Annotated in this window: 22 protein-coding genes; 9 read left to right on the plus strand and 13 right to left on the minus strand. The window is 69.1% G+C overall.

The genetic code is table 11. From position 1 onward, the window contains the following. From ACWGID_RS04785 to ACWGID_RS04800, 4 genes are all read left to right on the plus strand, one after another. Positions 1-986: ABC transporter permease (locus ACWGID_RS04785; RefSeq protein WP_452194456.1), on the plus strand; the 986-nt coding region annotated here is incomplete at its 5' end. After that, positions 986-1,876 (plus strand): carbohydrate ABC transporter permease, encoded by an 891-nt coding sequence (locus ACWGID_RS04790; protein WP_452194458.1) that lies wholly within the window; start codon positions 986-988, stop codon positions 1,874-1,876. The genes ACWGID_RS04785 and ACWGID_RS04790, both read left to right, overlap by 1 nt. Before the next feature lie 4 nt (positions 1,877-1,880). Beyond that, on the plus strand, positions 1,881-2,486 hold the full coding sequence (locus tag ACWGID_RS04795; RefSeq protein ID WP_452194460.1) for a YesL family protein: 606 nt from the start codon (positions 1,881-1,883) through the stop codon (positions 2,484-2,486). After that, positions 2,483-3,265 carry a DeoR/GlpR family DNA-binding transcription regulator gene (locus tag ACWGID_RS04800; protein ID WP_452194462.1) on the plus strand — a complete coding sequence of 261 codons (783 nt, stop codon included), beginning with the start codon at positions 2,483-2,485 and terminating at the stop codon, positions 3,263-3,265. The genes ACWGID_RS04795 and ACWGID_RS04800 overlap by 4 nt, the downstream gene beginning before the upstream one ends. On the opposite strand, the gene pdxA is transcribed toward ACWGID_RS04800, so the two are convergent. From pdxA to ACWGID_RS04815, 3 genes are read right to left on the minus strand one after another with little or no spacing between them, the layout of a single operon-like run. Further along, positions 3,254-4,282, minus strand: a complete 1,029-nt coding sequence (gene pdxA / locus ACWGID_RS04805; RefSeq protein WP_452194463.1) for a 4-hydroxythreonine-4-phosphate dehydrogenase PdxA — start codon at positions 4,280-4,282, stop codon at positions 3,254-3,256. The two genes, ACWGID_RS04800 and pdxA, sit on opposite strands and share 12 nt — an antisense overlap. Then, positions 4,279-5,364, minus strand: a complete 1,086-nt coding sequence (locus ACWGID_RS04810; protein WP_452194465.1) for a four-carbon acid sugar kinase family protein — start codon at positions 5,362-5,364, stop codon at positions 4,279-4,281. The genes pdxA and ACWGID_RS04810 overlap by 4 nt, the downstream gene beginning before the upstream one ends. Next, entirely contained in the window at positions 5,361-6,185 is an 825-nt protein-coding gene (locus tag ACWGID_RS04815) for a DeoR/GlpR family DNA-binding transcription regulator (RefSeq protein ID WP_452194466.1), read from the minus strand. The genes ACWGID_RS04810 and ACWGID_RS04815 overlap by 4 nt, the downstream gene beginning before the upstream one ends. A 108-nt stretch (positions 6,186-6,293) precedes the next feature. Here ACWGID_RS04815 and ACWGID_RS04820 point away from each other — a divergent pair, with 108 nt between their 5' ends. From ACWGID_RS04820 to ACWGID_RS04830, 3 genes are read left to right on the plus strand one after another with little or no spacing between them, the layout of a single operon-like run. Beyond that, the gene (locus tag ACWGID_RS04820) at positions 6,294-7,457 is read left to right on the plus strand and encodes a sialidase family protein (RefSeq protein ID WP_452194468.1); all 1,164 of its coding nucleotides are present in this window, start codon (positions 6,294-6,296) and stop codon (positions 7,455-7,457) included. Then, positions 7,454-8,401 (plus strand): aldo/keto reductase, encoded by a 948-nt coding sequence (locus ACWGID_RS04825; protein ID WP_452194470.1) that lies wholly within the window; start codon positions 7,454-7,456, stop codon positions 8,399-8,401. The genes ACWGID_RS04820 and ACWGID_RS04825 overlap by 4 nt, the downstream gene beginning before the upstream one ends. Positions 8,402-8,411: 10 nt before the next feature. Further along, the gene (locus tag ACWGID_RS04830; protein ID WP_452194472.1) at positions 8,412-9,200 is read left to right on the plus strand and encodes an HpcH/HpaI aldolase family protein; all 789 of its coding nucleotides are present in this window, start codon (positions 8,412-8,414) and stop codon (positions 9,198-9,200) included. A 1-nt stretch (position 9,201) separates the two neighbouring features. Here ACWGID_RS04830 and ACWGID_RS04835 read toward each other — a convergent pair whose 3' ends face one another. Genes ACWGID_RS04835 through ACWGID_RS04860 form a run of 6 tightly spaced genes read right to left on the minus strand, consistent with a single transcriptional unit; the run spans position 9,202 to position 15,195 of the window. After that, a complete protein-coding gene (locus tag ACWGID_RS04835) occupies positions 9,202-9,522 on the minus strand; it encodes a hypothetical protein (RefSeq protein ID WP_452194474.1) in 321 nt (106 codons plus the stop codon). Next, entirely contained in the window at positions 9,519-10,358 is an 840-nt protein-coding gene (locus ACWGID_RS04840) for a carbohydrate ABC transporter permease (protein ID WP_452194476.1), read from the minus strand. The genes ACWGID_RS04835 and ACWGID_RS04840 overlap by 4 nt, the downstream gene beginning before the upstream one ends. Next, positions 10,348-11,235, minus strand: a complete 888-nt coding sequence (locus ACWGID_RS04845; RefSeq protein ID WP_452194698.1) for a carbohydrate ABC transporter permease — start codon at positions 11,233-11,235, stop codon at positions 10,348-10,350. Before ACWGID_RS04845 ends, ACWGID_RS04840 begins: the two co-directional genes overlap by 11 nt. Continuing rightward, positions 11,235-12,503: an ABC transporter substrate-binding protein gene (locus tag ACWGID_RS04850; RefSeq protein ID WP_452194478.1), complete on the minus strand. Its 1,269-nt coding sequence runs from the start codon at positions 12,501-12,503 to the stop codon at positions 11,235-11,237. Before ACWGID_RS04850 ends, ACWGID_RS04845 begins: the two co-directional genes overlap by 1 nt. Positions 12,504-12,544: 41 nt before the next feature. After that, positions 12,545-14,149: an FAD-dependent oxidoreductase gene (locus ACWGID_RS04855; protein ID WP_452194479.1), complete on the minus strand. Its 1,605-nt coding sequence runs from the start codon at positions 14,147-14,149 to the stop codon at positions 12,545-12,547. Beyond that, complete coding sequence (locus tag ACWGID_RS04860) at positions 14,149-15,195, minus strand: LacI family DNA-binding transcriptional regulator (protein WP_452194481.1); 1,047 nt, start codon at positions 15,193-15,195, stop codon at positions 14,149-14,151. Before ACWGID_RS04860 ends, ACWGID_RS04855 begins: the two co-directional genes overlap by 1 nt. A gap of 164 nt (positions 15,196-15,359) precedes the next feature. Here ACWGID_RS04860 and ACWGID_RS04865 point away from each other — a divergent pair, with 164 nt between their 5' ends. Both ACWGID_RS04865 and ACWGID_RS04870 read left to right on the plus strand, forming a co-directional pair. After that, positions 15,360-17,714 carry a hypothetical protein gene (locus ACWGID_RS04865; RefSeq protein WP_452194483.1) on the plus strand — a complete coding sequence of 785 codons (2,355 nt, stop codon included), beginning with the start codon at positions 15,360-15,362 and terminating at the stop codon, positions 17,712-17,714. 30 nt (positions 17,715-17,744) lie between these two features. After that, positions 17,745-18,620, plus strand: coding sequence for an alpha/beta fold hydrolase (locus tag ACWGID_RS04870; RefSeq protein ID WP_452194485.1), 876 nt, complete (start codon positions 17,745-17,747; stop codon positions 18,618-18,620). Positions 18,621-18,726: 106 nt separating this feature from the next. On the opposite strand, the gene ACWGID_RS04875 is transcribed toward ACWGID_RS04870, so the two are convergent. The 4 genes from ACWGID_RS04875 to ACWGID_RS04890 all read right to left on the minus strand — a co-directional run bounded on the left by ACWGID_RS04875 (position 18,727) and on the right by ACWGID_RS04890 (position 24,862). Further along, complete coding sequence (locus tag ACWGID_RS04875; RefSeq protein ID WP_452194486.1) at positions 18,727-20,562, minus strand: AMP-dependent synthetase/ligase; 1,836 nt, start codon at positions 20,560-20,562, stop codon at positions 18,727-18,729. A gap of 135 nt (positions 20,563-20,697) precedes the next feature. After that, positions 20,698-23,394: a BTAD domain-containing putative transcriptional regulator gene (locus ACWGID_RS04880; protein ID WP_452194487.1), complete on the minus strand. Its 2,697-nt coding sequence runs from the start codon at positions 23,392-23,394 to the stop codon at positions 20,698-20,700. A 60-nt stretch (positions 23,395-23,454) separates the two neighbouring features. Further along, complete coding sequence (locus tag ACWGID_RS04885; RefSeq protein WP_452194489.1) at positions 23,455-24,480, minus strand: aspartate-semialdehyde dehydrogenase; 1,026 nt, start codon at positions 24,478-24,480, stop codon at positions 23,455-23,457. A 196-nt stretch (positions 24,481-24,676) separates the two neighbouring features. Then, positions 24,677-24,862: a tautomerase family protein gene (locus ACWGID_RS04890; RefSeq protein WP_134118888.1), complete on the minus strand. Its 186-nt coding sequence runs from the start codon at positions 24,860-24,862 to the stop codon at positions 24,677-24,679. Positions 24,863-24,903 lie beyond the last annotated feature (41 nt).

A 24,903-nucleotide genomic window follows, 5' to 3' on the forward strand; every position in this document is an offset into this window, starting at 1 on the left:
CGCCGCCTGACCTCCCCCCCCCGCCCACCGGGCCGGCCGCTCCCCCGCGGCCGGCCGGTGGCCGCGGCCGACTCGCCCGGCTCGGGCGGTCGCTGCGCCGCGACAAGTTGCTGTACCTGATCCTCGTCCCGGGCCTGATCCACCTGGTGGTGTTCAAGTTCGCGCCGGTCGGCGCACTGGTGATCGCGTTCCAGCAGTACAGCCCGTTCCAGGGCATCAGCGGGAGCCACTGGGTCGGGTTCGACCAGTTCCAGCGGTTCCTCAGCGACCCCGGGGTCCTCAAGCTGGTGAAGAACACGGTGCTGCTGGCGTTCGGGACGCTGTTGTTCTCGTTCCCGATCCCGATCATCTTCGCGCTGTTCCTGAACGAAGTACGCACCAAGTGGCTGAAGAAGTCGGTGCAGACGCTCAGCTTCGTGCCGTACTTCATCTCGTCGGCGGTGCTGGTCAGCATCCTCTACACCTTGCTGTCGCCGCAGGGCGGTCTGGTGAACAAGGTGATCGAGGCGTTCGGCGGGCACTCGGTGTTCTTCTTCGCCGAGCCGAACTGGTTCCGCCCGCTCTACATCGGGATGAACGTGTGGCAGACGTTCGGCTACGGCACGATCATCTACATCGCGGCGATGGCCTCGATCTCGCCGGCGCTGTACGAGGCGGCGCAGATCGACGGCGCCGGGCGCTGGAAGCAGATGTGGCACGTCACGCTGCCGTCGATCCGGCCGATGATGATCGTGATGCTGATCCTGGCGATCGGGCAGGTGCTGACGGTCGACCTGGACAAGATCCTGCTGATGTACAACCCGAGCGTGTACGAGACGGCGGACGTGATCCAGACCTACGTCTACCGGCAGGCGTTCGCGTCCCGCGGGTTCCCCAACTACAGCTACGGCGCGGCGGTCGGTCTGATCCAGGGCGTGATCGCGCTGGTGATGGTCGTTGCGGCCAACCGGGCCGCCAAGAAGGTCAACGATTCGGGGTTGTTCTGATGGCTGTCACGTCCCAGCGATCCCGGATCAGCGCGTTCGGCGTGGTCAACACGACGATCCTGGTGATCATCGCGCTGCTGTGCATCTACCCGTTCCTGTACATCATCTCGGTGTCGCTGTCCGACGGCCGGTTCGTCGCCGCCGGGCACGTGTTCGGCTGGCCGCGCGGCCTGAACATCGAGACCTACCGCTACGTCCTCGGGACGCCGCGGCTCGGCATCCTGCGCGGCGTGCTCAACTCCGCGTGGTACACCGCCGCCGGTACGGCGTTCTCGGTCGTGATCACGTTCCTCACCGGGTACGCGCTGTCGAAGAAGCGGCTGGTCGGCGCCGGCGTGATCCTGATGGGGTTCATCGTCACCTGGATCTTCGACGCGGGCATCGTGCCGGCGTACATCGTCAACCAGAAGCTCGGCTTCGTCGACAACTGGCTGGTGATGGTGATCCCGTGGGGGTTCAGCACGTTCCTGCTGATCGTCACGATCTCGTTCCTGCGCACGATCCCGGACGAGCTGGAGGAGTCGGCGTTCGTTGACGGCGCCAACGACCTGCAGGTGATGTGGCGGATCTACCTGCCGCTGTCCCGTCCGGTGATCGCGACCATCGCGATCTTCTACGCGGTGCAGATCTGGAACTCGTTCCTGATCCCGCTGATTTACTTCCGGGACCGCTCGCTCGCCCCGATCCAGCTGGTGCTGTACAACCTGCTGATCGCCGGCGACGCGGACTCGGCGTCGTTCCAGCAGATCCAGTCGCACGGGCACCAGATCTACCCGGTGAACATCCAGGCGGCGACGATGGTGTTCGCGATCGTGCCGATCCTGTGCTTCTACCCTTGGGCCCAGCGCTACTTCAGCAAGGGCATCCTGACCGGCGCGGTCAAGGGGTGATCCGATGATCCGGGTGAACTCGAGTGTCGCGGTGGCCTGTGACTGGATCGCGCGGCTGGCCTGGCTGAACCTGCTCTGGCTCGCCACCACGCTGGCCGGCGGTATCGTCCTCGGCGCGTTCCCGGCCACGGCCGCGATGTACGCCGTACTGCGTCGCTGGCTGACCGATCCGGAGAGCCGGGAGCAGCGGACCGCCCGCCTGTTCTGGACCGAGGTTCGCGCCGACCTGCTGCGCGCGAACCTCCTCGGGTACGCCGTTGTGCTGGTCGGGACGCTCCTGGTCGCGGACGCGATGATCGCCCGCGGTCAGGGCGGCCCGCTCGGCCAGGTGATGTTCGCGCTCGCCGTGGCAGTCGGGGCGATGGTGATCGTCACCGTCGTGCACCTCCCCTACTTCTACGTGCGCGACCGCGGACCGGCCCGGGACACGATCCGGACGGCGTGGTGGTACGCGCTGTCGCACCCGGCCGCGACGTTCCTGATCGTCGCGGTCGCGGTGGTGCTGTCGTTCGTGATGGGCCGATACCCCGCACTGGCCGTATTCTTCGGTGTCAGCGTGGTGGGTGGATTGACGGTGTTCCTCGACGAACGGGGGTTCAGGTCCGCGTGAGGAGACTGCCGGGAGACGAACGCCGGGCGGATATCGTCCGGCGGGCGAAGAGTGTCGGCATCGGAACCGTTGCCGAGTTGGCCGCCGCCTATCAGGTGGCGGCCTCGACGATTCGCCGGGACCTGGCCGAGCTGACCCGCGTGGGTGAGCTGGCCCGCACGTACGGCGGCGCGATCCCCGTGCTCACGTCGCACGAGGCCTCGATGAAACAGCGGCTCGGCGAGGCCTTCGAGGCCAAGCGCGCGATCGCGCACCGGGCCGCGGCCGACATCCAGCCGGGTGAGACCGTGCTCCTCGACGCCGGCTCGACGGTCAGCGCGCTGGCGCACGAACTGCGCGCGAGCGAGGGCGTCACGGTAGTGACCGCCAGTCTTGACGCGATGATGATCCTCGCCGACTCCCCGCAGGTGCACGTGGAGTGCCTGGGCGGGACGCTGCGGCATCTCAGCCACGGACTGGTCGGTCCGTTGACGGAGATCGCGCTCGAGCGGATGACGTTCGACCGGGTGTTCCTCGGCGGTGACGGGATCTCGGCCGTCGACGGGATCAACGAGGCCGATCTGCGGCAGACCCGGGTCAAGGAAGTGATGGCCGCGCAGTCGGCGAAGACCTATGTTCTGGCGCATGCCGCGAAGCTCGGGCATCGCCCGTTCCACGCCTGGGCGCCGCTTCCGAACGGCTGGACCTTGATCACGGACGAGGCCGCCGACCCCGTGGCCGTTGCGGAGTTCCGCAGGCACGGGGTCGACGTACAGATCGCCTCTGTGTCACGCGACTGAGCCGCTGACCACCGCTCGCGACATCTCGGCCGCCTGGCGGAGCGCCTCGATCATGCTGTCCACCGTGACCGTTCCGGTGCCGGCGATGTCGAAGGCCGTCCCGTGGTCGACCGACGTCCGGATCACCGGCAGGCCGACGGTGATGTTCACGCCGGTCTCGATGCCGAGCACCTTCACCGGGCCGTGGCCCTGGTCGTGGTACATCGCGACGATGAGGTCGTAGTCACCCCGACCGGCCAGGAAGAACGCGGTGTCGGCGGGCAGCGGTCCGCGGGCGTCGATCCCGTCGGCGCGGACCACGGTGATGGCGGGCTCGATCTTCTCCGCCTCCTCGCCGTACCCGAACAGGCCGTTCTCGCCGGCGTGCGGGTTGATCGCGCAGACGCCGATCTTCGGTTCGGCGATTCCGGCGCTCTGCATCGCGGCGTACCCACGGCGGATCGTCCGCTCGACCAGGCCCGGCTCGATCCGCGCGACGGCGTCGATCAGGCCGATGTGCGTGGTCACGTGGATCACCTTCACCTTCGGCGTCGACAGCATCATCGACACCTCCTCGGTACCGGTGAGGTCGGCGAGCATCTCGGTGTGGCCCGGATACAGGTGGCCGCCGGCGTGCAGGGCTTCCTTGTTCAACGGCGCCGTACAGATCGCCGAGACCTGGTGAGCCTGGGCGAGCTCGGCCGCGACCCGGACATAGTGGTACGCCGCGTCGCCGGCGACCGCGCTGACGGCACCCCACGGGAGGTCGGCGGGCAGCAGCGCAAGGTCGACGACGTTGATCCGACCGGGGGCGAACTGCGCGTCCTCGACCTTCTCGACGGCGACGATCTCGGCGCTGACACCGAGGATGGTGGCGGCCTGACGGAGCCGTTCCGCGTCACCGATGACGATCGGGCGGCAGAGCTCGGCGACCTCGGGCGCGATCAGCGCGCCGACACAGACTTCCGGACCGACACCGGCGCCGTCGCCCATGGTGACGGCGATCCGGGGCAGTTCCTGAGGGGCTGGGGTTGTCACGATGTGGTGGCCTTCCGGACGGAGTACGGGCGGAGTACGGCGTGGATGGCGGCGAACGAATCGCGTTCGCCGAAGCTCCCGGGACGGGTGACCACTGGCCGACCGTCGCGGGTGTGGGACAGGACCGCGCCGTGATGGATCTCGTCGACGACCGTGAGGTGATCGATGCCGAGACTGTCCAGCACGGTGCGGGCGGTGTGACCACCGGTCAGCACGAGGGCCGGCTGACCGTTGCTCTGGGCAAGAAGCTCGTAGGTGGCGGCGGCGAGCGTGTTGGCGACGACAGCGGCGTCGGACGGCGTGACCGGGGCCTTCAGGATCACGCCGGCGCCGGAGTCCAGCGCTGCGGCCAGCCGGTCCATCGGGAGCAGTTCGTCGAGAGTGACGGTCGCGCACTCGATGTCGGTGCACTCGCGCAGCGCCTGGATCTGCTCGTTGACGACGGGTTCGGCGGTGCCGACGACGTACAGGACGCCGGTCGCAGCGCTGAGCGACGGCGTCGGTGGGGCGCCGGTCGCCAACCGGCGGGCGATCGCGGCGGCCAGCCCGCCGGCGCCGACGTACCGGATGCCGGGGACGTCCCAGGTGGCGTCGACCAGACGGTCGAGGTCCTCGTCCGTGGCCGCGTCGGCGACCGCGATCCCGCTGGGCGCCACCTCGAACGACGGGCCGATCACGGAGGTCGGGAGGTCTGCGAGTACGTCGGACACGTCGATCGAAGCGCGGTCGGGAAGGAGGAGCCGGCCGTTCACGACGCTGCGCCCGGCGGCCGGGAGTGCGGGTGTGAGGACGACCGGGTGCTCGGTCGGGTCGAGCGCGCGCAGGTGGGCGGCGTAGTTACCGCGGAGCATTGAGTCGAGCTTGGTGAAGATCGGGGTGCCGGCGGCGAGCGCCGTACGGGCCGAGCGCTCGGCCTGGTCGGCGGGCAGGTGCCTGGTGTCCAGGTCGATCACGGTCAGGCCGTCGCCGGGTGTCGTGGAATGCAGGTGCAGGGACGTGCCGTGCAGGCTGACGTGGCGGAACAGGGCAGCGGTTTCGGCGGCCCCGGTCAGGTCGTCGGCATGGATGACCAGGGCTGTCATCGGGAGGACTCGCGAGGCACGACCACCAGATCCCGGCCGGCGCGGCGGAACTCCTCGACCACGTCGGCGGGCGCCTCGTCGTCGGTGACGATGGTGAACGGACCGTCCAGCCGCGCCCAGGAGCGGAACGGGCGGTGGTTGAGCTTGGCCGCGTGGACCAGCACATACACCGTGTTCGCCCGGCGGGCCATCAGTTCCTTCAACCGGGTCTGCTCGAGCTCGGCCTCGCAGATCCCGCCGTCACTGGTCACGCCGTCGGCCCCGAGGAACGCGGCATCGAAGCTCATCCGGTCCAGCGCGGCCTCCGTCAGCGGACCGACGAACGCGTCGCTCATCGCGCGCAACCGGCCACCGAGACAGTGCGTGGTGATGTCGTCGCGGCCCTGCACGTGACCGAGCACCGGGATGCTCGCGGTGGTGACCGTCAGGTTCGCGTCGGTCTGGAGCTCGCGCGCGACGAGGGCGACGGTCGTGCCCGCATCGAGCAGGACGGAACTCCCGGGCTCGATCTGCGCCGCGGCCCAGCGGGCGATCGCGCGCTTCGCGGAGTGCGCCTCGGTGTCCCGCTGCGACAGCGACAACTCGGTCCAGCTCGGCACGGCGATGGCGCCGCCGTACGTCCGCGCTAGTCGGCCGCTCTCGCTGAGCCGCGCGAGGTCGCGCCGGATCGTCGACGCGGTCACCCCGAACCACTCGGCCAACTGCTCGACACTGGCCAGCCCGCTCTCGGTCGCCAGCCGGAGGATCTCCTCCCGCCGGTCTCGCGAACGCAGCGGCTTGACGACTTCTGCTGCGGTGTGGCCTGTCCTGGCGTCGACCATGGGTGGCTCCTTTCCTCCGGTAGCACCCACCTTAGCAAAGACTTGCGCGAAAGACGCTGCTAGAGTTGCGCGAAGAGCGCGACTTTTCCGCCGATTCGAGGAGCAGACGTGAGCACTCCGAGTGTCCGGGCCGACGGTGCCGTCCGGCCGAACGCCGCCGATCCCGACCTGTCCGAAGCCCTGATTCCGACGCCCTGCGCCGAGAATCACGCCTCGTTCCTGGCCTGGCTGCCCGATGGATCGCTGGGCTGTGCCTGGTTCGGCGGCTCCACCGAGGGCCGGCCGGACATCTACATCTACTTCTCCCGGCTGCCGGCCGGTGCGGACACCTGGACGCCGCCGGTGCGCGTTTCGCGCGACGATGCGCGTTCCGAGCAGAATCCGGTGCTCGCCACCCTGCCGAACGGCGACCTCTGGGCGCTCTACACCGCGCAGGAGTACGGCGCGCAGGACACCGCGGTCGTCCTGCAGCAGCGGTCCACCGATCTCGGCGCCACCTGGAGCGAGCCGGAGACCCTGTTCGGGACCGTGGGGACGTTCATCCGGCAGGGCGTCGTGCAGCTCGGTGACAAGCACTGGCTGCTGCCGATCTTCCACTGCCACCAACTGCCCGGGCGGCAGTGGCGGGGTGACGCGGACACGAGCGCGGTGGCGATCACCGAGAACGGTGGCGCGTCCTGGTCCGAGGTCGAGGTGCCGGACAGCACCGGCGCCGTCCACATGTGCATCGTTGCTCTGGACAACGGTGAGCTGGCCGGGTTCTTCCGGAGCCGGTGGGCCGACGCGGTGTATCGGTCGACGTCCACGGACGAGGGCAAGACCTGGACAGTGCCTGCGGCGCTCGACGTACCGAACAACAACTCGTCGATCCAGGTCACGAACGCGGGCGGCGGCGTGCTGCTGATGGTCGCGAACCCGATCTCCGCGCCGGCCGAAGCGCCGCTCGGCGACGGTCCGGTGGTCGGCGACAAGCACAAGGTCACCGCGCCGGGCGAGGCAGTGCCGCTGGAGAAGCACGCGGTCTGGGGACAGCCGCGACTTCCGCTGAGCCTGTTCAGCTCGCGCGACGACGGCCTGACCTGGACGAAGGTGCTGGACCTCGAGAACGAAGACACCATCGGCCCGGAGAAGGACCTGCCGCGCAAGCGCCCCGGCGCCGAGATGTCGTACCCGACGGTCGTGGTCGACACCGCCGGTGACGCGCACATCTCGTACTCCTACTACCGGGACGCGATCAAGTACGTCCGCGTGCCGCGCGGGAAGTTCGCATGACGCTGCCGCCGATCGTGCTGGGCACGATGACGTTCGGCGACACCGTGGACGAGCGGGTCGCGGCCGAGATGCTCGACATCGCGCTCGAGCTCGGCGTCACCGCGATCGACACCGCCAACGGGTACGCCGGTGGCGCCAGCGAGTCGATGCTCGGTGAGCTGCTGCGGACGCGGCGCGACCAGGTCGTGCTCGCGACCAAGGCCGGCATCCCGCATCCCGACGCCGGCGATGCGGCACCGCTGTCGAAGGACGGCGTACGGCGGTGTGTCGAGGCGAGCCTGCGACGGTTGCAGACGTCCTCCGTCGATCTGTTCTACCTGCACCAGCCGGACCGGTCGACGCCGTTGGCGGAGACCGTCGGCGTGATCGGCGAACTGCTTGCCGAGGGCAAGATCGCGGCCTGGGGCGTGTCGAACTTCGCCGCCTGGCAGATCGTCGAACTGCGCCGGCTCGCCGCCGCGGCCGGCGTCCCCGACCCGGTCGTCGCGCAGCAGCTGTACAACCTGCTGGCCCGGCGGATCGAGGAGGAGTACGTCGAGTCCGCGCTCGTCGGCGGTCTGCAGACAGTTGTCTACAACCCGCTGGGCGGTGGACTGCTGACCGGTCGGCACCGGTTCGAGCAGCGGCCCGAGCACGGCCGCTTCGGCGACTCCCGGCTCGCCTCGATGTACGCCGACCGGTACTGGAACGCGGACCTCTTCGAAGCCGTCGACGAACTCGGCAAGCTCGCCGAAGCCGAAGGAATCACGCTCGCCGAGCTGTCGATGCGTTGGGTCGCCCATCGACCGGGAGTCAACTCGGTGCTGATCGGCGGCTCGCGGACCGAACACCTCCGCAGCAACATCGCCGCCCTGCGCGCCGGTCCCCTGTCCCCCGCCACGCTCGAGGTCTGCGACGCCGTCGGACTCCGGCTGCGCGGCCCGATGCCGTCGTACAACCGATGAAGGAGAAGCTATGACCGCCAACAACTTCGCCGAACGGCTGCGGGCCCGCGAGCAGCTGATCGGGTACTGGGTCGTGCTGGACGCGCCGGTCGCGACCGAACGGATCGCACGGATCGGGTACGACTACGTGGCGCTCGACGGTCAGCACGGCCTGCTCGGGTACCAGGGCCTGCTCTCCGGCCTGATGGCAGTCGACGCGGGCGCCACGCTGAGCACCGGAGCGGCCGGCGCGGGCGCAGTCGGCCTGGTCCGAGTGGAAGCCAACGACGCGACCCCGATCGGCCGGGCGCTGGATGCCGGCGCGGCCGGTGTCATCGTTCCGTTGGTCGACACTGCCGAGGACGCGGCCCGCGCCGTCGCTGCCGCCAGGTATCCGGGCGCCGGCATCCGGTCCTACGGTCCGATGCGGTCCGGCCTGCGCTTCGGTCCGGTTCCGGCGGAGGCCGACGCGGCAACCGTCGTCCTCGCGATGATCGAGACACCGCAGGGCCTGGCCAACGTCGCCGAGATCTGCGCGACCCCCGGCGTCGACGGGATTTACGTCGGCCCGTCCGACCTGTGCCTCGCCGTGGGCGGACGCTACCCCAACGACCCCGAGGTCGCGGACGACTTCGACAACGCCCTGGAAGTCATCGCCAAGGCCGCCGCCGAGGCAGGGGTCGCCGCCGGCATCCACACCCCGGACGGCAAAACCGCCAACCTCCGTCTCACCCAGGGCTACACCTTCGCCACCGTGGCCTCCGACCTCACCCACCTCGAAGCCATCGCCACCGACCACCTGAAGGCCGCGCGGCAATGAGCTAGCCGATCGAGCGGTTCGACAGTTCGGCCAGCTCGGCGAAGAACGCGCGGAACAGCGGCTCGTCGGTCACCGGGATCTCGACGGTGGCCAACGAGCTCACGCTGCTCATCAGGTGCGCGTAGATCGGCTCGTCGAGGTCCACGACGTACGAGAAGTGCAGCATGATGACGCCGCGTTTGCGTAGCTGAGCCCGGACACGCACCCAGCTCAGCGGCGTCCGGTAGGACCTGATCACGTTGGAACGCTCGAACAGCTCGAAGATCCCGTGATCGACGCGCATGTGCACGCGATCGTGCTCGAAGACCAGCGTCCCGGTCATTTGAGCCCCGAGTGCGCCAGGCCTTCGACGAAGTGCCGTTGAGCGACGACGAACACGATCAGGACCGGGAGCACGGTCATCGTGGCGGCGGCGAGTTGAGTGTTCCACATCTCGCCGCCGTACGCGTCGGTGAAGCGGGTCAAGGCTTGCGGCAGGGTGAAGAGCTCCGGTGAGGTCAGGTACACGGTGGGCTCCAGGTAGAGGTTCCACGAGGCGAGGAAGGTCAGGATCGCGACCGCGGACAGCGCCGGCCGGGCCAGCGGCAGGCAGATCCGCCACCACAGTCCCGGTCGGCCGAGTCCGTCCAGGCGCCCGGCTTCTTCCAGCTCCGCAGGCAGCGCGATGAAGAACTGCCGCATGATGAACGTCGCGAGCACGCACGGCGCGGCCAATGCGGTGACCAGGATCAGCGGCCAGTGCGTGTTGATCATCCCGGCCTGCTTGAAGAGCTGGAACAGCGGCACGATCGTCACCTCGCTCGGCACCAGTAGGCCGGTGAGCACCACGAGGAACAGCGCGTTCGCACCCGGGAACTTGATCCGCGCGAAGGCGTAGCCGGCGAGGCTCGAAACCAGCAACGTGATCAGCGTGACCAGTACGGCGATGTACAGGCTGTTCACGTACTGCCGCGCGAACGGCTGGAAGCTGAACGCCTCGCCGTACGCCGCCAGCGTCGGGTGATCGGTCCACAACGACGGTGGCGACTTGAAGATCTCCGGCAACGGCTTCACCGACGCGGCCACCATCCAGACGGTGGGCACCACGAACGGAACCGCGAGCACGGCGAGTGCTGTCACCAGGAGCGCCCGCCGGAGCACCGATGGTCTACTGCTCATGGAACACCCATCTCTTGCGCAGCTGCCATTGCAGCAGGGTCAGCACCATCACGAAGCTCAGCAGCATCAGCGCGAGCGTCGACCCGTACCCGATGTTGTTGAACTCGAAGGCTTGCTGGAAGACGTAGTACACGAGCACTGTGGTGCTCAGCTCCGGCCCACCACCGGTCAGTACGGCGATCTGCGCGAACGACTGCAGCGCCCCGACCACCGTGATGATCGCGGTCAGCAGCAGCGTCGGCGAGATCATCGGCAGCGTGATCCGGGCGAAGATCGCCCGGCCGCGCGCACCATCGATGCGCGCGGCCTCGTACAGCTCGGACGGCACGCCTTGGAGGGCCGCCAGGAACAGCACCATGTTCACTCCGACGCTGCGGACCACCTGGCTGACGATCACCGACACCATCGCGGTGTCACCGTGCTGCAGCCAGTTCGGCCCGTCGAGCCCGATCGCGCCGAGCAGTCCGTTGATCCCGCCGTTGTCCTGGAGCAGGAATCCCCAGACCAGCGTCCAGGCCACCACCGAGACCACGACCGGCGAGAAGAACAAGGTGCGGAAGAAGGTCGCACCGCGGAACCTCCGGTTCAGCAGGACCGCGATCAGCAGCCCGAGACCGATGTTCAGGACGACGACACCGCCGGAGAACAGAACCGTTGCCAGCAGCACCGAAGGCAGCTGCGGGTCCGACGCCAGCGCGGCCCAGTTGTCGCCGCCGGCGAACGTCTGCCGACCGGTGAAGACGTTCCACTTGTTCAGGCTGTACCAGATCGCCATCGCGACCGGCACCAGCACGAACACCGCCACACCGAGCAGCTGCGGCGCGATGAAGACGTACCCGGTCAGGACGTCCCGACGGCGCGTCGTCCAGTACGCCATCACTTCCCCAGGATCGGTTGGATCGCGGCGCAGACCGAGTTCAGCACGGCAGGAATATCAGCGTCCGGCTTCCACAGGGCGTCCAGCGCCGTCTTGCCCTTCTGGGCGATCTCGGCCGGCTTGGTGTGGTTGGGGAGCGTGACCGCGTTCGGCAGCTGGTCGACCACGACTGCCTGCAGTTGCGCCGCGGACAGCACCTTGTTGTTCGCCGCCAGCTTGGTGCCTGTCAGCAGCGACTTGCGGGGCGGCGGGAAGAACTGGGCCAGCTTCTCCGCGTTCGCCGGATTCGTGAGGTAGGCGAGGAAGTCCGTGGCCTGCTCAGGATGCTTGCTCGCGGCAAGCACGCCGACCCCGGCCTGGCCGAGTACGGCGTACCGGCCGGCCGGCCCGGCGGGCAGTGGATAGAGGCCGAACTTGAACGATCCGGTGAGCAGCGACGCCCGCGAGACCTGGGCGACGGTGAAGGCCGCGTCGCCGGCGAAGAAGTCCGCCTTCGTGCCGGGACCAGGCATCGCCTTGGATTTGAACGCGGCGTCGTGCAGGAACGTGAAGGCCTGCTGCATCTGTGGGCTGCCGAACGTGCAGGTCTTGCCGTCGGGGCTCCAGGCCGCCGCGCCGAAGCCGGTCCAGACCGTGGCCAGCATGTTCCAGGCGTTGTAGTCGAAGTCGCGGATCACGAGGCCGGCCTTACCGGTCTTGGCGTGTACGGCGGCGCCCGCAGCGGCGACCTGGTCCCAGGTCAGCATCTTCGGGTCGATCTTCTGGCCGGCTTTGGCGAGCAGGTCGGTGTTCACGTAGAGGGCGAACGGCGAGTTCGAGAACGGGTACGCGTACAGCGTGCCGTCGCGGCTGAACTCCTTGGTCGCGCTGTCTTCCAGGTCGTCGTACTTCCAGCCGTCGGTCGCCTTCAGTTTGTCGGTCAGACCGACCAGAGCGTCGGCAGCGATCAGGTCCTTGGACAGGTCACCCATCCAGGCCAGGTCGGGCGCGTTGCCGCCGGCGATCTGTGTGGTGAGCGTGGTGTTGTAGTCCGCGAACGGGAGACTCTCGAACGTGATCGAGGAGACCTCCGGGTGCTCCGCACGGTACGCGGCACCGATGGCGTCGAAGAGTTTGAGTTGATCCTCGTTCGAGGTCCAGACCGTCATTCGCAGCTTCACGTCCGTGCTACCCGCCGACGAACCGGCGTCGGACGCACCGCAAGCGGCCGTGACAGCCAGCGCAGTCATCAGCGCCAGGGCGCCGAGCGCCTTCCTTGCTGTGATCATCAGATGGTCCTTCGTACTCGCGGCGCGACAGCGCCTCGGGGCTAGTAGCCGGCGATCTCGGGCCAGTGGAGCTCGACCCCGGCCTCGGTCAGCCGGCTCTGGAATCGCTCGACCAGGGCGTCGTCGGTCGCGATCTGCTGCGGGCTCAGGCCACGCTCGAGGCAGAACGCCACGAGTTCTCCGGCCGATTCGCCGATGTTCCACTCGACCGGATGCAGCCGGTAGGCGCCGTTGGTGATGTGGGTGGTACCAATGTTCTTGGCGGCCGGCACCAGGTTCTGGGTGGCCACCGGGACGAGCGCGCCGAGCGGGATCTCGAACGGCGCGCACTCGACGTCGATGTAGTTGTCGCCGCCGGTCGACGGATGCAGGTCGATCCGGTACATCCCGACTCCGACCGATCCGTCGAACCGGGCCGGACCGTCGTACCCCCGGGCCTTGATCGACACGTCCTGCTCGCGCACCGTCGTGAGGGCCTTGATCCGGCGCGACTCCCGGATGTACGGCGCTTGCGCGAACCCGTCGGCCGTACCGACCAGGTCGCCTCGCAGCCGCAGCCCGGGCCAGCCGCGACCGCCGTCCGGACGTGGCGCCTCGGTCTGCAGCCAGTGCACGTATGCACGGGACTGCGCCTTCGCGGCCCGCAGGTGCAGCTCGCGGTCGTCGGTGTCGATGATCGAGCCGCTGACGTAGTCGAGCTGCGGCCAGTTCGCCAGCACGATGTCGCTGTCGTAGAAGCCGTCGGCGAAGTTCTGCCGGGCAGCGATCCGCCGGAACTGCCACAAGTCGCGATCCCCCGCGTCGAAGCGCGGATCCCCCGTGACATCGCCGACCGGGTTGACGTTCATGGTCCGCTCTTCGGGCACGAGCGTCCGCGGGTTCGGAGCGGTGAAGGACAACATGGGCGCACCCCAGAACGGCAGTTCGAACGAGCGCCAGTACTCGTAGTCGTCCGGCCGCGGGATGGTGTGGTCGCCGGCGACGTGGTCGAAGACGAAACACCACGCGATCGACTGCACGTTGCCCGGATCCGCGACCGCGGCCGCGCTCGGCTCGCCGGTGTCGGCGGCCGCCTCCGCTCCGACGACGTACGCCGTCCCCGTGAGCGGAAGCAGGTCGCCGGTTTCGGTCCCGTCCAGGACGAACTCGGCGGCGATCTCGGTCTCCTCGCCGGTCCGCGGATCCGCCACCGTCACGCTGCGCACGACGCCGTCCCGTACGTCGGCCGCGATCGGCACCCGTGGCTGCAGAACGGTCAGCCGCCCGGTCGACCGGTACGGCGCCAGCAGCGCGGTGATGACCGCGTCGGCCACCCGCGGCTCGTGGCACAGCCGGCTGACCCGGCCACGCCCCGGATTGAGCTCGCGGTCGGCGCGAGCCGCGACGGTCAGCGGGTAATGGTCGCGGTAGTAGCCGCGAATCCGGTCCCGCAGCGCGCGGTACCGGGCGGTGACGCCGAACTGCTCGACCCAGATGTGTTCGTCGGGCGGCACTGCCTGCGAGGTCAGCTGCCCACCGAGCCAGGCGTACTCCTCGGTCAGGACCACGCGCCGGCCGCGCTGCAGCAACGCGAGCGCGGCGGCGACAGACCCGAGACCGCCCCCGATGATCGCCACGTCGGTCCTGATCACGGCCCGGCCCGCCATCACGCTTCCTCCGTCCGCGTGACGATCGTGTCGCCCGGCTCGACGTCAGCGACCAGGAACCGCTGCGTTTCCAAACCGGACCACTCCTGTGGATCGGTCGTGATCAGCAACTGCAGGAGGTCGAGGGCCTCCGCCGCCAACTGCTCCCGAGGCACGTGGAAGCCGGCCAGCCGGCGCCCGTCGATGCGATGGCCACGCACCTCGCCGAGCGCGGCCACCGAGATCTCCTCCGGTACGACGACCCCGGCGGCCGTCAGCGCGTGGACGACGTCCTCGGTGAGGAACGCATCCTCCGCGACGATCAGCGTGGCGCCGGTCGCGCGGGCCAGCCGCGGCAGATCGGCAATCCGCTCCTCGCCGACCAAGAGGAAGGCCAAACGCCCGTCGGCAGAGGCGGCCTCGACGGCGCCGCGCCGGTCGCGGGCCGTCGGAGTGTCCCGGCCGCGGTGCACGTAGAGCGCCTGCTGATGTCCCGCGGCGGCGGACTGATCGATGAGGGCGGTGGTCGGAGTGACGTAGTCGATGGCGACATACGGCACCGCGGCGGCCGTCTCGTCACGGCGCCCGATCGCGACGAACGGGAACTGCTCGGCGACCAGACGCTCCAGCTCAGACGCGACCATCTGCTGTCCGAGCAGGACGCAGCCGTCGGTGAGCCGGAGCCGGGTCTTGCGGTGGAACAGGCTCCGAGTGCCGCTCTCCACCGGTGAGGAGGTGAAGAAGAGCAGGTCCCAGCCGATCCGCTCGGCGGCGCGCTCGATCCCGTTCAGCAACGGGCCGTAGAAGTCCATGCTCTCGGGCGACAGCGCTGCCTCGTACGTGAAGACGCCGATGATCTCGTTGTCGAGTCCGGCCAGCCGGCGCGCGGCGGGATCAGCGACGTACGTCAGCTTCTCGATGGCCTGCTTGACCCGCGCCCGGGTCGCGTCGGGGATCCGCACGTTCGTGCCGTCGCGGTCGTTCAGCACCACCGACACGGTGGTTTGGCTGACGCCCGCGAGCTCGGCGATCTCGCGCTGGGTGACCCGGCGAGGTTTCGGTGCCATCGTTCCTCCGTGGTGATAATGCCTATCTTCAGCGATTGCCGGAGACCTTAGTACAGCCGACCCGCCTGTGGCAATGAGCTCTTGACGCAAGGAGATGGTTCTGACAGCGTTCCGCTCACCGAAGTGAAGATAGGCATTATCAACTCGGACGAGGAGCATTGCCGATGACACTCCCCCAGCACGACGGTCCCAGGCTCGGCAGGCGCGGTTTCCTCGGCGCGGCGCTGGCCGCGGGCGTCGTACTCGTCGCCGAGGCGACCCCGACTAGTGCGTTCGCGGCGGCCGGTGACGTGACTCTGACCGCCGGTGGCATCAGCCTGCTGGCCAGCCCCGGTGGCCGGCTCGCGATCCGTGATGCTGGTGGTGTCACGCGATCGGCCGGTTCGAAGTTCCAGGTCAAGGACAGCGTCACCGGGATCCACCTGTCGACCGGCGGTACGCCGGCATTGAGCGTACTCGCGGACGGGACGCCGGCGATCCGGATGGACTACACGTTCGACGCCGCGGCCGGCGCGACGACCGTCACCGGCTGGTTCAGCGTCAGCACCAACCACGCGCGACTGGAGTGGCGGACCAGCGGAGCCGGCACGCTCGTTCCGGACGGGTTCCTGTTCAGCCGCGCGATCCAGGCGCCGACCGCGCCCGACGACTACATCCCGGTCACCGAGTGGGTGCGTGACGCGGGCGGTGGCATTCCGTACGAGGACACCGTCGGCATCGCGCACACCTCCACGTGGGGCGGCCTGCACGGTCTGTTCCTTTTGGAGAGGTCGCGCCAGGCCTGGACGAATGCGACCTGGGTGCACGCGCCCGGCGTACCGGATCCGAGCGGTGGCTGGGTCAGCGAGGCCGACTTCTACTTCTCGGACACCCGTCCGTCGGCCACTGCCACGATCGGCCGGGGGCAGGAGCTCGGCCTCGAACTCACCACGGACCGGGATTTCAATCTGTACGAGTCGGCCGGCGAGACGATGCGGCTGACCGCGCTGGTGGCGAACGGCGGCGCGGCGAAGACGGTCCAGCTCGAGATGGTGACGCGGAGCTTCGACGGCGTACAGCTCGCCGCTTCGACCGTGACCGGCAGTGTCGCGGCGGCCGGCACTTGGCAGTACACCTTCAACCTGACGGCTCCGGCGAGTGGGATCGCGCTGGCCGAGGTGACCGTTCGATCCGGTGCCGACGAGGCTTTCGCGCGCACCAATCTCGCGGTGCTCCCGGCGTACACCTATCAGGCCGGCGCCAACAGCATGTTCGGCATCGCGAACTATCCCTGGCTGCAACGCCCGAGCGCGGGCGCCGTACTGGATCTGTGGGAGCGGGCCGGCATCAACCTGGTCCGGATCGCGTACGACGGTGGTCCAGGGCTACCGCCCGCAGACTTCGACGCCCGCGGGATGCGCCACAACGTCGAACTGCAGCCGTCGCTCGACGCGACTGCAGCGGAGGCGAACGCTTGGGCCGCGGACAAGCTCGCGGTGGCGGCGGCCGCCGGGGCCGGGTACTTCGAGGTGGGCAACGAACTGAACCGGCCGTTCAACACGGGCACCGCCGCGCAGGCCTACCTCGACAAGGCGTTGCGACGGGTGTTCGACCGCCGGGCCGCCACCGGCGACGCCGTCAAACTGATGAACAACGGACTGGCCGGCATGGACAAGCCGTGGGTCGAGAACTTCATCGCGGCCGGCGGCTGGGACCTGATCGACGCCTTCGCCTACCACCCGGGGCGCGGCAACTTCACCCCCGACTACGTGCCGCCGGGCGACGACTGGACCACCGACGGGGACGGCACCTACTGGAACTTCGCCGGTGGCCTGCGGCAGCTCAAGGCACTGATGGCCGTGCACGGCGAGAAGGAGATCTGGCTGACCGAGGCCTACGCGCCGACCAAGCCGAACAGCTGGTGGCACGACACCTATCGGCACGCGGCCGAGAACGTCGTACTCACGCTGGCACTGGCGAAGGCGGAGGGCGTGAAATGTGTTTGCTGGTACCAGTTCCACGACAGCGTGCTCGGGATGCCGCAGGTCGCCGATCCGGACAACGTCGAGTACCACTACGGGCTGATGAACCGGGACCTCAGCCCGAAGCCCTCGCTGCTGGCGTACGCGACGGCCGCGCGGGCGTTCGACCAGGCCACGTTCCGGGGCCGGTTGACGTTCGCCGATCCACTCACCTTCGGTTTGTGGTTCGACACACCGGCCGGACCGAAGGTCGTGCTGTGGAACAGGGCTGACGGGTACCTGCTGAACACCGACGGTCCGCGCACCGACTGGCACTTCCCGGCTCCCGAGGTCTGGGTCGATCCGTGGCCGACGAAGACCGCGATCACGGTCGCGGCCGGCGCCGCCGTACAAGAGCTGGATGCGGTGGGGCAGGTCCGCGAGTTGCCGGTTGCCGACGGCACCGTGACGCTCACGCTGGACGGCGCGCCGCGGATCTACTCCGGTCTGATCCCGCACCCGTCCGGCAAAGGCACCCAGACGCTGGCCGGCAGCCGTCCGGCTCGGCGCCGCGGATGAGCCCGAGACGCGGCGCGTATCCTCGCACGCATGCTGGCTGACGGAGTGCGGACGGTTTCCGTGGGCGGGGTCGATCACTGGGTGCGGGTGGCCGGGGCCGGGAACGGTGGGGTGCCGTTGGTGTTGCTGCACGGCGGGCCTGGCGAGAGCTCGTACTCGGTCGAGCAGTCCGTGGGCGACGCGATGGCGAAGGGCGCGCCGGTGGTGTTCTACGACCAGCGAGGCTGCGGCCGGTCCGCGCGGCCCACGGACTCCGGCACCTACACGATGCCGCAGCTCGTCGCCGATCTCGAGGAGCTGCGTACGGCGCTGGGTCTGGAGCGGATCGTCCCGTGGGGCAGGTCGTTCGGTTGCCTGCTGGCCGCGGAGTATGCCGTTGCTCATCGCAACCATGTTGACCGGCTGATCCTGCACGCCCCGCCGATCGCCGATCCGCTCCACCCCGGCCTGTGGACCATGCGCCCGGGCGCCGTCGACCCGTTCCTGACAACCACTGAACGCGCCGCCCTGCGTGGTCAACTGGAGGCGCTCACGGACCCCATGGAGCGCACGATCGCCGCCATCGGTGCGATCGCGCAGAGCGAGAACCCGGCCCAGTTCTTCTATTACGACCCCGCGAACATCCCGCCGGCCCTCGACGACGCGCCGGAGTCGAACCTCGAGGTGGCGATGGCTTTGGTCGGCAAGGAACGTCCCGATCTCGCCGACGATCTCGCCGCCGTCGACATCCCGACCCTGATCCTCGCCGGCCTCTGGGACCGCCACATCGGCTTCGACATCCCGCGCGACCTGGCCGCCCGCCTCCCCCGCGCCGAACTCGAGATCTTTCCCCGCGCCGCCCACTCCATCGACGAGGAGCAGCCGACGGAGTACGTCGCCGCAATCCACGCTTTCCTGGGCCGGTAGCCGCCGACCGGCGGCACTCACCAACTTAATGTTCAGGTGCGTTGCGCGGCGGGCGCGCGCGAGGCTTGGGGCGGTGAGCTGCGGTTGGTGAGTGTTGTAGGTCCGCCTAGTCGTACATCTTGTCCAGTACGTCGGCGTACTGCGTCTCGACGTACTTGCGTTTGAGTTTGAGGCTCGGGGTCATCTCGCCGGACTCGATCGTGAGGTCGCGGTCGAGGATGGTGAACTTCTTGATCGTCTCCCAGCGGTTCAGGCCGGCGTTGAGTTCGTCGACGTACCCCTGCACCATCGTGTGGGCCGCGTCGGAGGTGACGATCTCGGCGTAGGTCCGGCCGGCCAGATCGTTGGCCGCGGCCCAGCCCTCGATCGCGTCGGGGTCCAGCGTGACGAGGGCGGAGACGAAGTTGCGCAGGTTGCCGTGCACGATGAACTGGCTCGCGTACGGGCAGATCGTCTTGAAGCGGCCCTCGATCACCTGCGGCGCGACGTACTTCCCGCCGGAGGTCTTGAACAGGTCCTTCTTCCGGTCGGTGATGAAGAGGAACTCGTCCTCGAAGTGCCCGATGTCGCCGGTGTGGAACCACCCGTCGGCGTCGAGTACCTCGGCGGTCTGCTCCGGCTGGTTGTGGTACCCGCTCATGACGCCGTCGCCATGGATCAGGATCTCGCCGTCCTCGGCGATCTTGATCTGCGTCCCGGGGAAGGCCGGCCCGACACTGCCGAGTCGGTACCCCGTGGGACGGTTCAATGTCGACCCCGCCGCGGTCTCGGACAGCCCGTACCCCTCGAGGATCAGCAGCCCGGCCGCGTGGAACCACTCCGCGAGCGACTTGTCCAGCGCCGCCGACCCGGACACGAAGAACCGGATCCGTCCGCCGAACCGGGCCCGGATCTTCGACAGCACCAGCCGGTCGGCCGCCGCGTACTGCGCCCCCAGCAACCCACTCGGCTCCCGACCCTGCTGCCGTACCGCGGACACCTTCGCGCCCACGCCGAACGCCCAGTCGAACAGCTTCGCCTTCACGCCGCCTTCGGACTTGATCATGGTCTGGATCCGCGCGTGTGCCTTCTCGAAGATCCGCGGCGCGGCCGCCATGAAGGTCGGCTGGACGACCGCCGCGTTGTCGACGATCTTGTCGATCCGCCCGTCGACCGCGGTCGCGAACCCGATCTGGAACTGGACAGCGAGCAGCACCTGCCCGAACACGTGCGACAACGGCAACCACAGGAACTGCAGGTCATCCGGTGACAGCACCCGCATGCCTTCGACCGCCGCGCCCTCGTACGTCCACACCGAGTGCGGCAGTCGCACGCCCTTCGGGCGACCCGTCGTACCGGAGGTGTAGATCAGCGTGCAGAGATCGTCCGGCTTGATCGCGGCCAACCGCTCGTCGACCGCGGATGCGTGATCGGCCAGCCACTCGTCCCCGAGGATGTCGAGGTCGCCGAGGCCGATCACCCAGTCGCCGTCGCTCTCCTCCGGCACCCCGTCGATCAGGACGACCTTGCGCAGTGACGGCGTCTCGGAGCGGTGCGCGCGGAGCTTGTCCACCTGCGCGGCGTCCTCGGCGAACACGACCTGTACGTCGGCATCCGCGACGATGAACGCCACGTCGGGCGAGATCGACGACGGGTAGATCGTGGTCGTCGCGGCGGCCGCGAGAACGACGGCCAGGTAGCACTCGATCCACTCGATCCGGGTGCCGGCCGCGATCGCGACCCGCTGCTCGGGTTCGACCCCGAGCGCGATCAGTCCCGCGGCGCGCCGCCGGGTCAGTTCCTCGGTCTCCCGCCAGGTCACCGACTTCCACTGCTCCCCGCGCGGGAACCGGAACGCCTCCCGCGCAGGCGTCGCCGCCACCCGGTCCAAAAACATCTGGGCCATGGTGTCCTTGCGGTTGCTGAGGAGCGCGAGCTGGCCGGAATCGGCGACAGACTTCATAACTGGCCTCCAATGGGGGTCAAGTGACTGGAGGGTAATCGCAACGCCCTACTCATGACCATGGCACTCGCTTGCCCACCTGCACCTTCTCCATTACGTTTCCGCAACATGCGCGCACGGCCGGTGGCCCTTGTCTCACTGTCCGTCCAGGGCACGACGGGCCACCTCGGCGTCAGGATGGTCGAGTTCGTCCAGGATCTCGAGCGCCGCGGACCAGCTGCCCCGCGCCGCTTCGGTGTGTCCGGCCCGGTCCTGCATTTCGGCCAGTGACATCAGGCAGTCCGCCGTGTCATTGCGCCGGCCGAGACCGCGCATGATGTCGGCGGCCGCCGCATAGCTGGCGATCGCCTCATCGAGACGCCCCAGTCCGGCGAGCGCATAGCCGACGGTGTCGCTGACGACGCCGCGCCCGAAGTCGGAGTCCTGCTCCGAGTACAACTTCAACGCCTGCTGCGCATAGTCCAGGCCGGCCTGATGCTCGCCGAGCTTCGCGTGGTACCAGCCGAGGTTGTTGAGCGCGTTCGCCCGCGCCGACCCGTGACCGGTGCGCTCGTAGATCCGCAGCGCTCGCGAGGTCTTCTCGATCGCCTGCCGATCATCACCGATCCGGGTCAGTACGCGGGCCAGGCTGAGCGAACCGTGCGCGATCGCCGCCTCGTCGCCGATCTCCTCCGCGATCCCGAGCGCGAGCTCATGCTGCCGGATCGCCTCGTCCCACTCGCGCAACGCCATGTGCCCGCGCGCGAGGTCGCGGCGCGTCTGTGCCTGTTTGGACGGGTCACCGATCCGCACCGCCGCCTCGAGCGCGAGCCGCTGCGACTGCATGTACCCGGACCGCCCCCGGAAGTCGAGATAGTCCGCGATCGTCCACACAGACAGCCACAGCAGTACGTCGGCCCGCCCGGCGGCAGCCCGCAGTACGGCGAGACTGTTCGCCTGCTCCGCGTCGAACCAGGCGAACGCCTCGTCCCGCGTCGTCGGTACGGCGAGCTCGACCCTGTCCGGACGATCCGGCAACTCCACCGGCACCCGCCCGGGCGCGAGCAACAGCGCCGCCGCATGACCGGTGTGCACCAAGTACCCGAGCAAGCGCTCGAATGCCGCTCCTGTCTCCTCGTCCGCACACAACTCCTGCCCGTACGCACGCAGCAGATCGTGCAGTACCCAACGGTCCGGCGCGATCTCGATCAGCTGATGATTCGCCACGAGTACGGCGACCATCCGGCGAGCCTCACGCAGCGGTACGCCGGCCAACGCGGCCGCCGCTCCGAGCGTGATCTCCGCGCCGGGGTGCTGTGTGAGCAGGCGGAACATCCGCGCGAGCTCCGGCCGCAGTTGCCGGTAGGACCAGGAGAAGATCGTCCGCACGTCGACACCGTCGCTGGTGGCGAGCGCGTCGAGCGGACCGTCGCCGAGTGCCGTGACGAAGGACTGCAGCGAACGCCGCGGCCGGAGAGCAATCTGCGCCGCGAGCAGGGACAGCGCCAGCGGCAGTCCGGCGCAGCGTTCGACGAGGGCCTCGACACTCGCCGGGTCCGCGTCGCAGCGTTCCGCGCCAACTCTTGCCACCAGCAACTGTTTCGACTGCGGTGGATCGAGGACGTCGACCCGGACCGGTTCGGCCTGCTCGGTAGCGACCAGGCCGGCGAGCTCGTTGCGACTGGTGACAACCGTGCAGCACCGGGTCCCGGTGGTCGCGAGCGGCCGGACCTGCTCGACCGTGCGGGCGTTGTCGAGGACCACCAGCACGGACCGGTCGGCGAGCAGGCTGCGGTACAACGCGACCTGTTCGTCGACGGTGGACGGCAAGCGTTCGGCCGGGGTGCCGAGTGCGCCGAGGAACCGCGGCAGGACGGCGTGCGGGTCGGCCGACTCGGCCGCGGGCGAGAAGCCGAGCAGGTCGGCGTACAGGATGCCGTCGGGGAAGCGGTCCGCGACGCGTCGGGCCCAGTGGATCGCGAGGGAGGTCTTTCCGACACCGGCTGGGCCGATCACGAGAGCCAGGCTCGCGGTCGGCAGCAGCTCGTCGAGCCGGCGCAGGTGTTCAGTTCGGCCGGTGAAGGCACGGATGGCCGCCGGCAGTTGCCTGGGTACGACGCCTGCCTCGGTGTCGGCCGCGGCGAGGAGTTCGGCGTGCAGGCGCTGGAGCTCAGGACCGGGGTCGGCACCCAGGAGATCGCGCAGCCGGTCGGCGACGACGCCGTACGTCGACAGCGCGAGCGCGGGGCGACCGGAGGCTCGGTGGGCGCGGATGAGCTGCACCCAGAAGCGTTCTCTGATCGGATGGCGTTCGGTGAGCTCGGTGAGTTCCGGGACGAGCTCGCTGGACTCGCCGACGGCCAGGCGCGCGTCGAAGTACAGCTCCTGGGCTTGGAGGTGTTCCTCGTCGAGACGCGGGAGCATCTCGCGAGTGAGGGTGTTGGTGTCGAGGCCCGCGAGCGGTTGGCTGCGCCAGAGGGCCAGCGCTCGGGTCAGCGGTTCGATCCGGGCGGCCGCGTCGTCGAGCTCGGTCGCGCTCCGGACGAGCGACCGGAACACCTCGAGATCGACCTGCGCCGGATCGACGTGCAGCGAATAGCCACCGGAGTCGGTCCGGATCACCGTGCGCTCGCTGTCGCCTAAGGCGGTCCGCAGGCGGGAGACGTAGATCTGCAGCGCCGCCCGCGAGTTGCTCGGCAGATCGTCGGCAGCCCAGATCAGGTCGACCAGTTCGTCGATCCACACGGTCCGCTTGACCCGCAGGACCAGCGCGGCCAGCAGCACGACTGCCCGATGCGACGGCAGCGGTACGACGTCACCGTCGGCGGACCGCACCTCCACAGCGCCCAGCACCCGAAACTCCAGCCCGGCCACCTCCCTCACAGGACACTAGCGGCACGCCGGGCCTGCGGGTCAGCGCTTGGCGAGCAGCTCGGCGATCTGGACCGCGTTCAGGGCCGCGCCCTTGCGGAGGTTGTCGTTCGACACGAACAGCACCAGGCCGCGGTTGCCCGGGACCGACTGGTCCTGGCGGATGCGGCCGACGTACGACGGGTCCTGGCCGGCCGCGAGCAGCGGGGTCGGGAGGTCGGTGACGGCGACACCCGGCGCGGAGCCGAGGATCTCGGTGGCCTGTTCCGGGGTGATCTCGTCGGCGAACTCGGCGTGGATGCTCAGCGAGTGGCCGGTGAAGACCGGGACGCGGACACAGGTGCCGGCCACCGGGAGGTCCGGGAGGTGCAGGATCTTGCGGCTCTCGTTCCGGAGCTTCTGTTCCTCGTCGGTCTCACCGGTGCCGTCGGCAACGATCGAGCCGGCCAGTGCGAGCACGTTGAAGGCGATCGGCCCGGCGTACACCTTGGGCTCGGGGAGCGTGACGCCGTCGGTGCCCCGGGCGAGCTTGCCGCCCACTGCCGCGAGCTCCCGCGCCTGGTCCTCGAGCTCGCTCACGCCGACCCCGCCGGAACCGGACACGGCCTGGTACGTCGAGACCACGAGCCGGGTCAGCGTGGCCGCCCGGTGCAACGGGGCCAGCACCGGCATCGCGGCCATCGTGGTGCAGTTCGGGTTGGCGACGATGCCCTTCGGGAGCGTGTCGAGGTCCTCGGGGTTCACCTCGGAGACGACGAGCGGTACGTCGGGGTCCATCCGCCAGCCGGACGAGTTGTCGACGACGATCGCACCGGCCGCGGCGACCTTCGGGGCGAGCTCCTTGGACGCCGTCTTCCCGTTGGAGAACAGCGCCAGCTCGAGCCCGGCGAAGTCGGCCGTCGCGGAGTCCTCGACGGTGATCTCCCGGTCCCCGAACGGCAGCGTCGTCCCCGCCGAGCGCGCCGAGGCGAAGAACCGCACCTCGTCGACCGGGAAGGAGCGCTCGACGAGCAACTCCCGCATGACCCCGCCGACCTGACCCGTGGCACCGAAAACACCTACTCGCATGCGCCCGAGGGTAGTTGGTCGGCCCGCCCGGCGCCCCGGGGTTTCAGGGAGCGGACCGCCAGCACTCACCAATCGGCGTCCACCGAGCGGTCGCACGCTCAGCACCACCCACCAGGCAGCCGCCGGGCGGGGTTGATGAGTGCTGGAGATCCGGTTCCGGCAGTTCCCGGGGTGAAGCGGGCTGTCGGACGGTCGGTCAGGCGTCGGCGACCAGGGTGCCGCCGTTGGCGACGTCGGTCTTCTCGATCTCGGTGAACACGATCCGGACCGCCTCGCGCTTGGCGCCGAGGATGGCGATCGCGGAGTCGGTGACGGCGGCGACGAACTCGCGGCGCTGGTCGAGGGTCCGGCCGGAGAGGAGTTCGACGGTGATGTTCGGCATGAGGCGGTTCTCCTGTGATTGTCGGTTCCGTGACGTGGGAC

The organism is Kribbella sp. NPDC054772 (assembly GCF_053611945.1).

What these genes read in the sequence shown, in the direction of transcription:
- ACWGID_RS04790 (WP_452194458.1), top strand. Translation starts at nt 986, where the DNA reads ATGGCTGTCACGTCCCAGCGATCCCGGATCAGCGCGTTCGGCGTGGTC.
- ACWGID_RS04795 (WP_452194460.1), top strand. Translation starts at nt 1,881, where the DNA reads ATGATCCGGGTGAACTCGAGTGTCGCGGTGGCCTGTGACTGGATCGCG.
- ACWGID_RS04810 (WP_452194465.1), bottom strand. Translation starts at nt 5,364, where the DNA reads ATGACAGCCCTGGTCATCCATGCCGACGACCTGACCGGGGCCGCCGAA.
- ACWGID_RS04815 (WP_452194466.1), bottom strand. Translation starts at nt 6,185, where the DNA reads ATGGTCGACGCCAGGACAGGCCACACCGCAGCAGAAGTCGTCAAGCCG.
- ACWGID_RS04825 (WP_452194470.1), top strand. Translation starts at nt 7,454, where the DNA reads ATGACGCTGCCGCCGATCGTGCTGGGCACGATGACGTTCGGCGACACC.
- ACWGID_RS04830 (WP_452194472.1), top strand. Translation starts at nt 8,412, where the DNA reads ATGACCGCCAACAACTTCGCCGAACGGCTGCGGGCCCGCGAGCAGCTG.
- ACWGID_RS04835 (WP_452194474.1), bottom strand. Translation starts at nt 9,522, where the DNA reads ATGACCGGGACGCTGGTCTTCGAGCACGATCGCGTGCACATGCGCGTC.
- ACWGID_RS04840 (WP_452194476.1), bottom strand. Translation starts at nt 10,358, where the DNA reads ATGAGCAGTAGACCATCGGTGCTCCGGCGGGCGCTCCTGGTGACAGCA.
- ACWGID_RS04845 (WP_452194698.1), bottom strand. Translation starts at nt 11,235, where the DNA reads ATGGCGTACTGGACGACGCGCCGTCGGGACGTCCTGACCGGGTACGTC.
- ACWGID_RS04850 (WP_452194478.1), bottom strand. Translation starts at nt 12,503, where the DNA reads ATGATCACAGCAAGGAAGGCGCTCGGCGCCCTGGCGCTGATGACTGCG.
- ACWGID_RS04855 (WP_452194479.1), bottom strand. Translation starts at nt 14,149, where the DNA reads ATGGCGGGCCGGGCCGTGATCAGGACCGACGTGGCGATCATCGGGGGC.
- ACWGID_RS04860 (WP_452194481.1), bottom strand. Translation starts at nt 15,195, where the DNA reads ATGGCACCGAAACCTCGCCGGGTCACCCAGCGCGAGATCGCCGAGCTC.
- ACWGID_RS04865 (WP_452194483.1), top strand. Translation starts at nt 15,360, where the DNA reads ATGACACTCCCCCAGCACGACGGTCCCAGGCTCGGCAGGCGCGGTTTC.
- ACWGID_RS04870 (WP_452194485.1), top strand. Translation starts at nt 17,745, where the DNA reads ATGCTGGCTGACGGAGTGCGGACGGTTTCCGTGGGCGGGGTCGATCAC.
- ACWGID_RS04875 (WP_452194486.1), bottom strand. Translation starts at nt 20,562, where the DNA reads ATGAAGTCTGTCGCCGATTCCGGCCAGCTCGCGCTCCTCAGCAACCGC.
- ACWGID_RS04885 (WP_452194489.1), bottom strand. Translation starts at nt 24,480, where the DNA reads ATGCGAGTAGGTGTTTTCGGTGCCACGGGTCAGGTCGGCGGGGTCATG.
- ACWGID_RS04890 (WP_134118888.1), bottom strand. Translation starts at nt 24,862, where the DNA reads ATGCCGAACATCACCGTCGAACTCCTCTCCGGCCGGACCCTCGACCAG.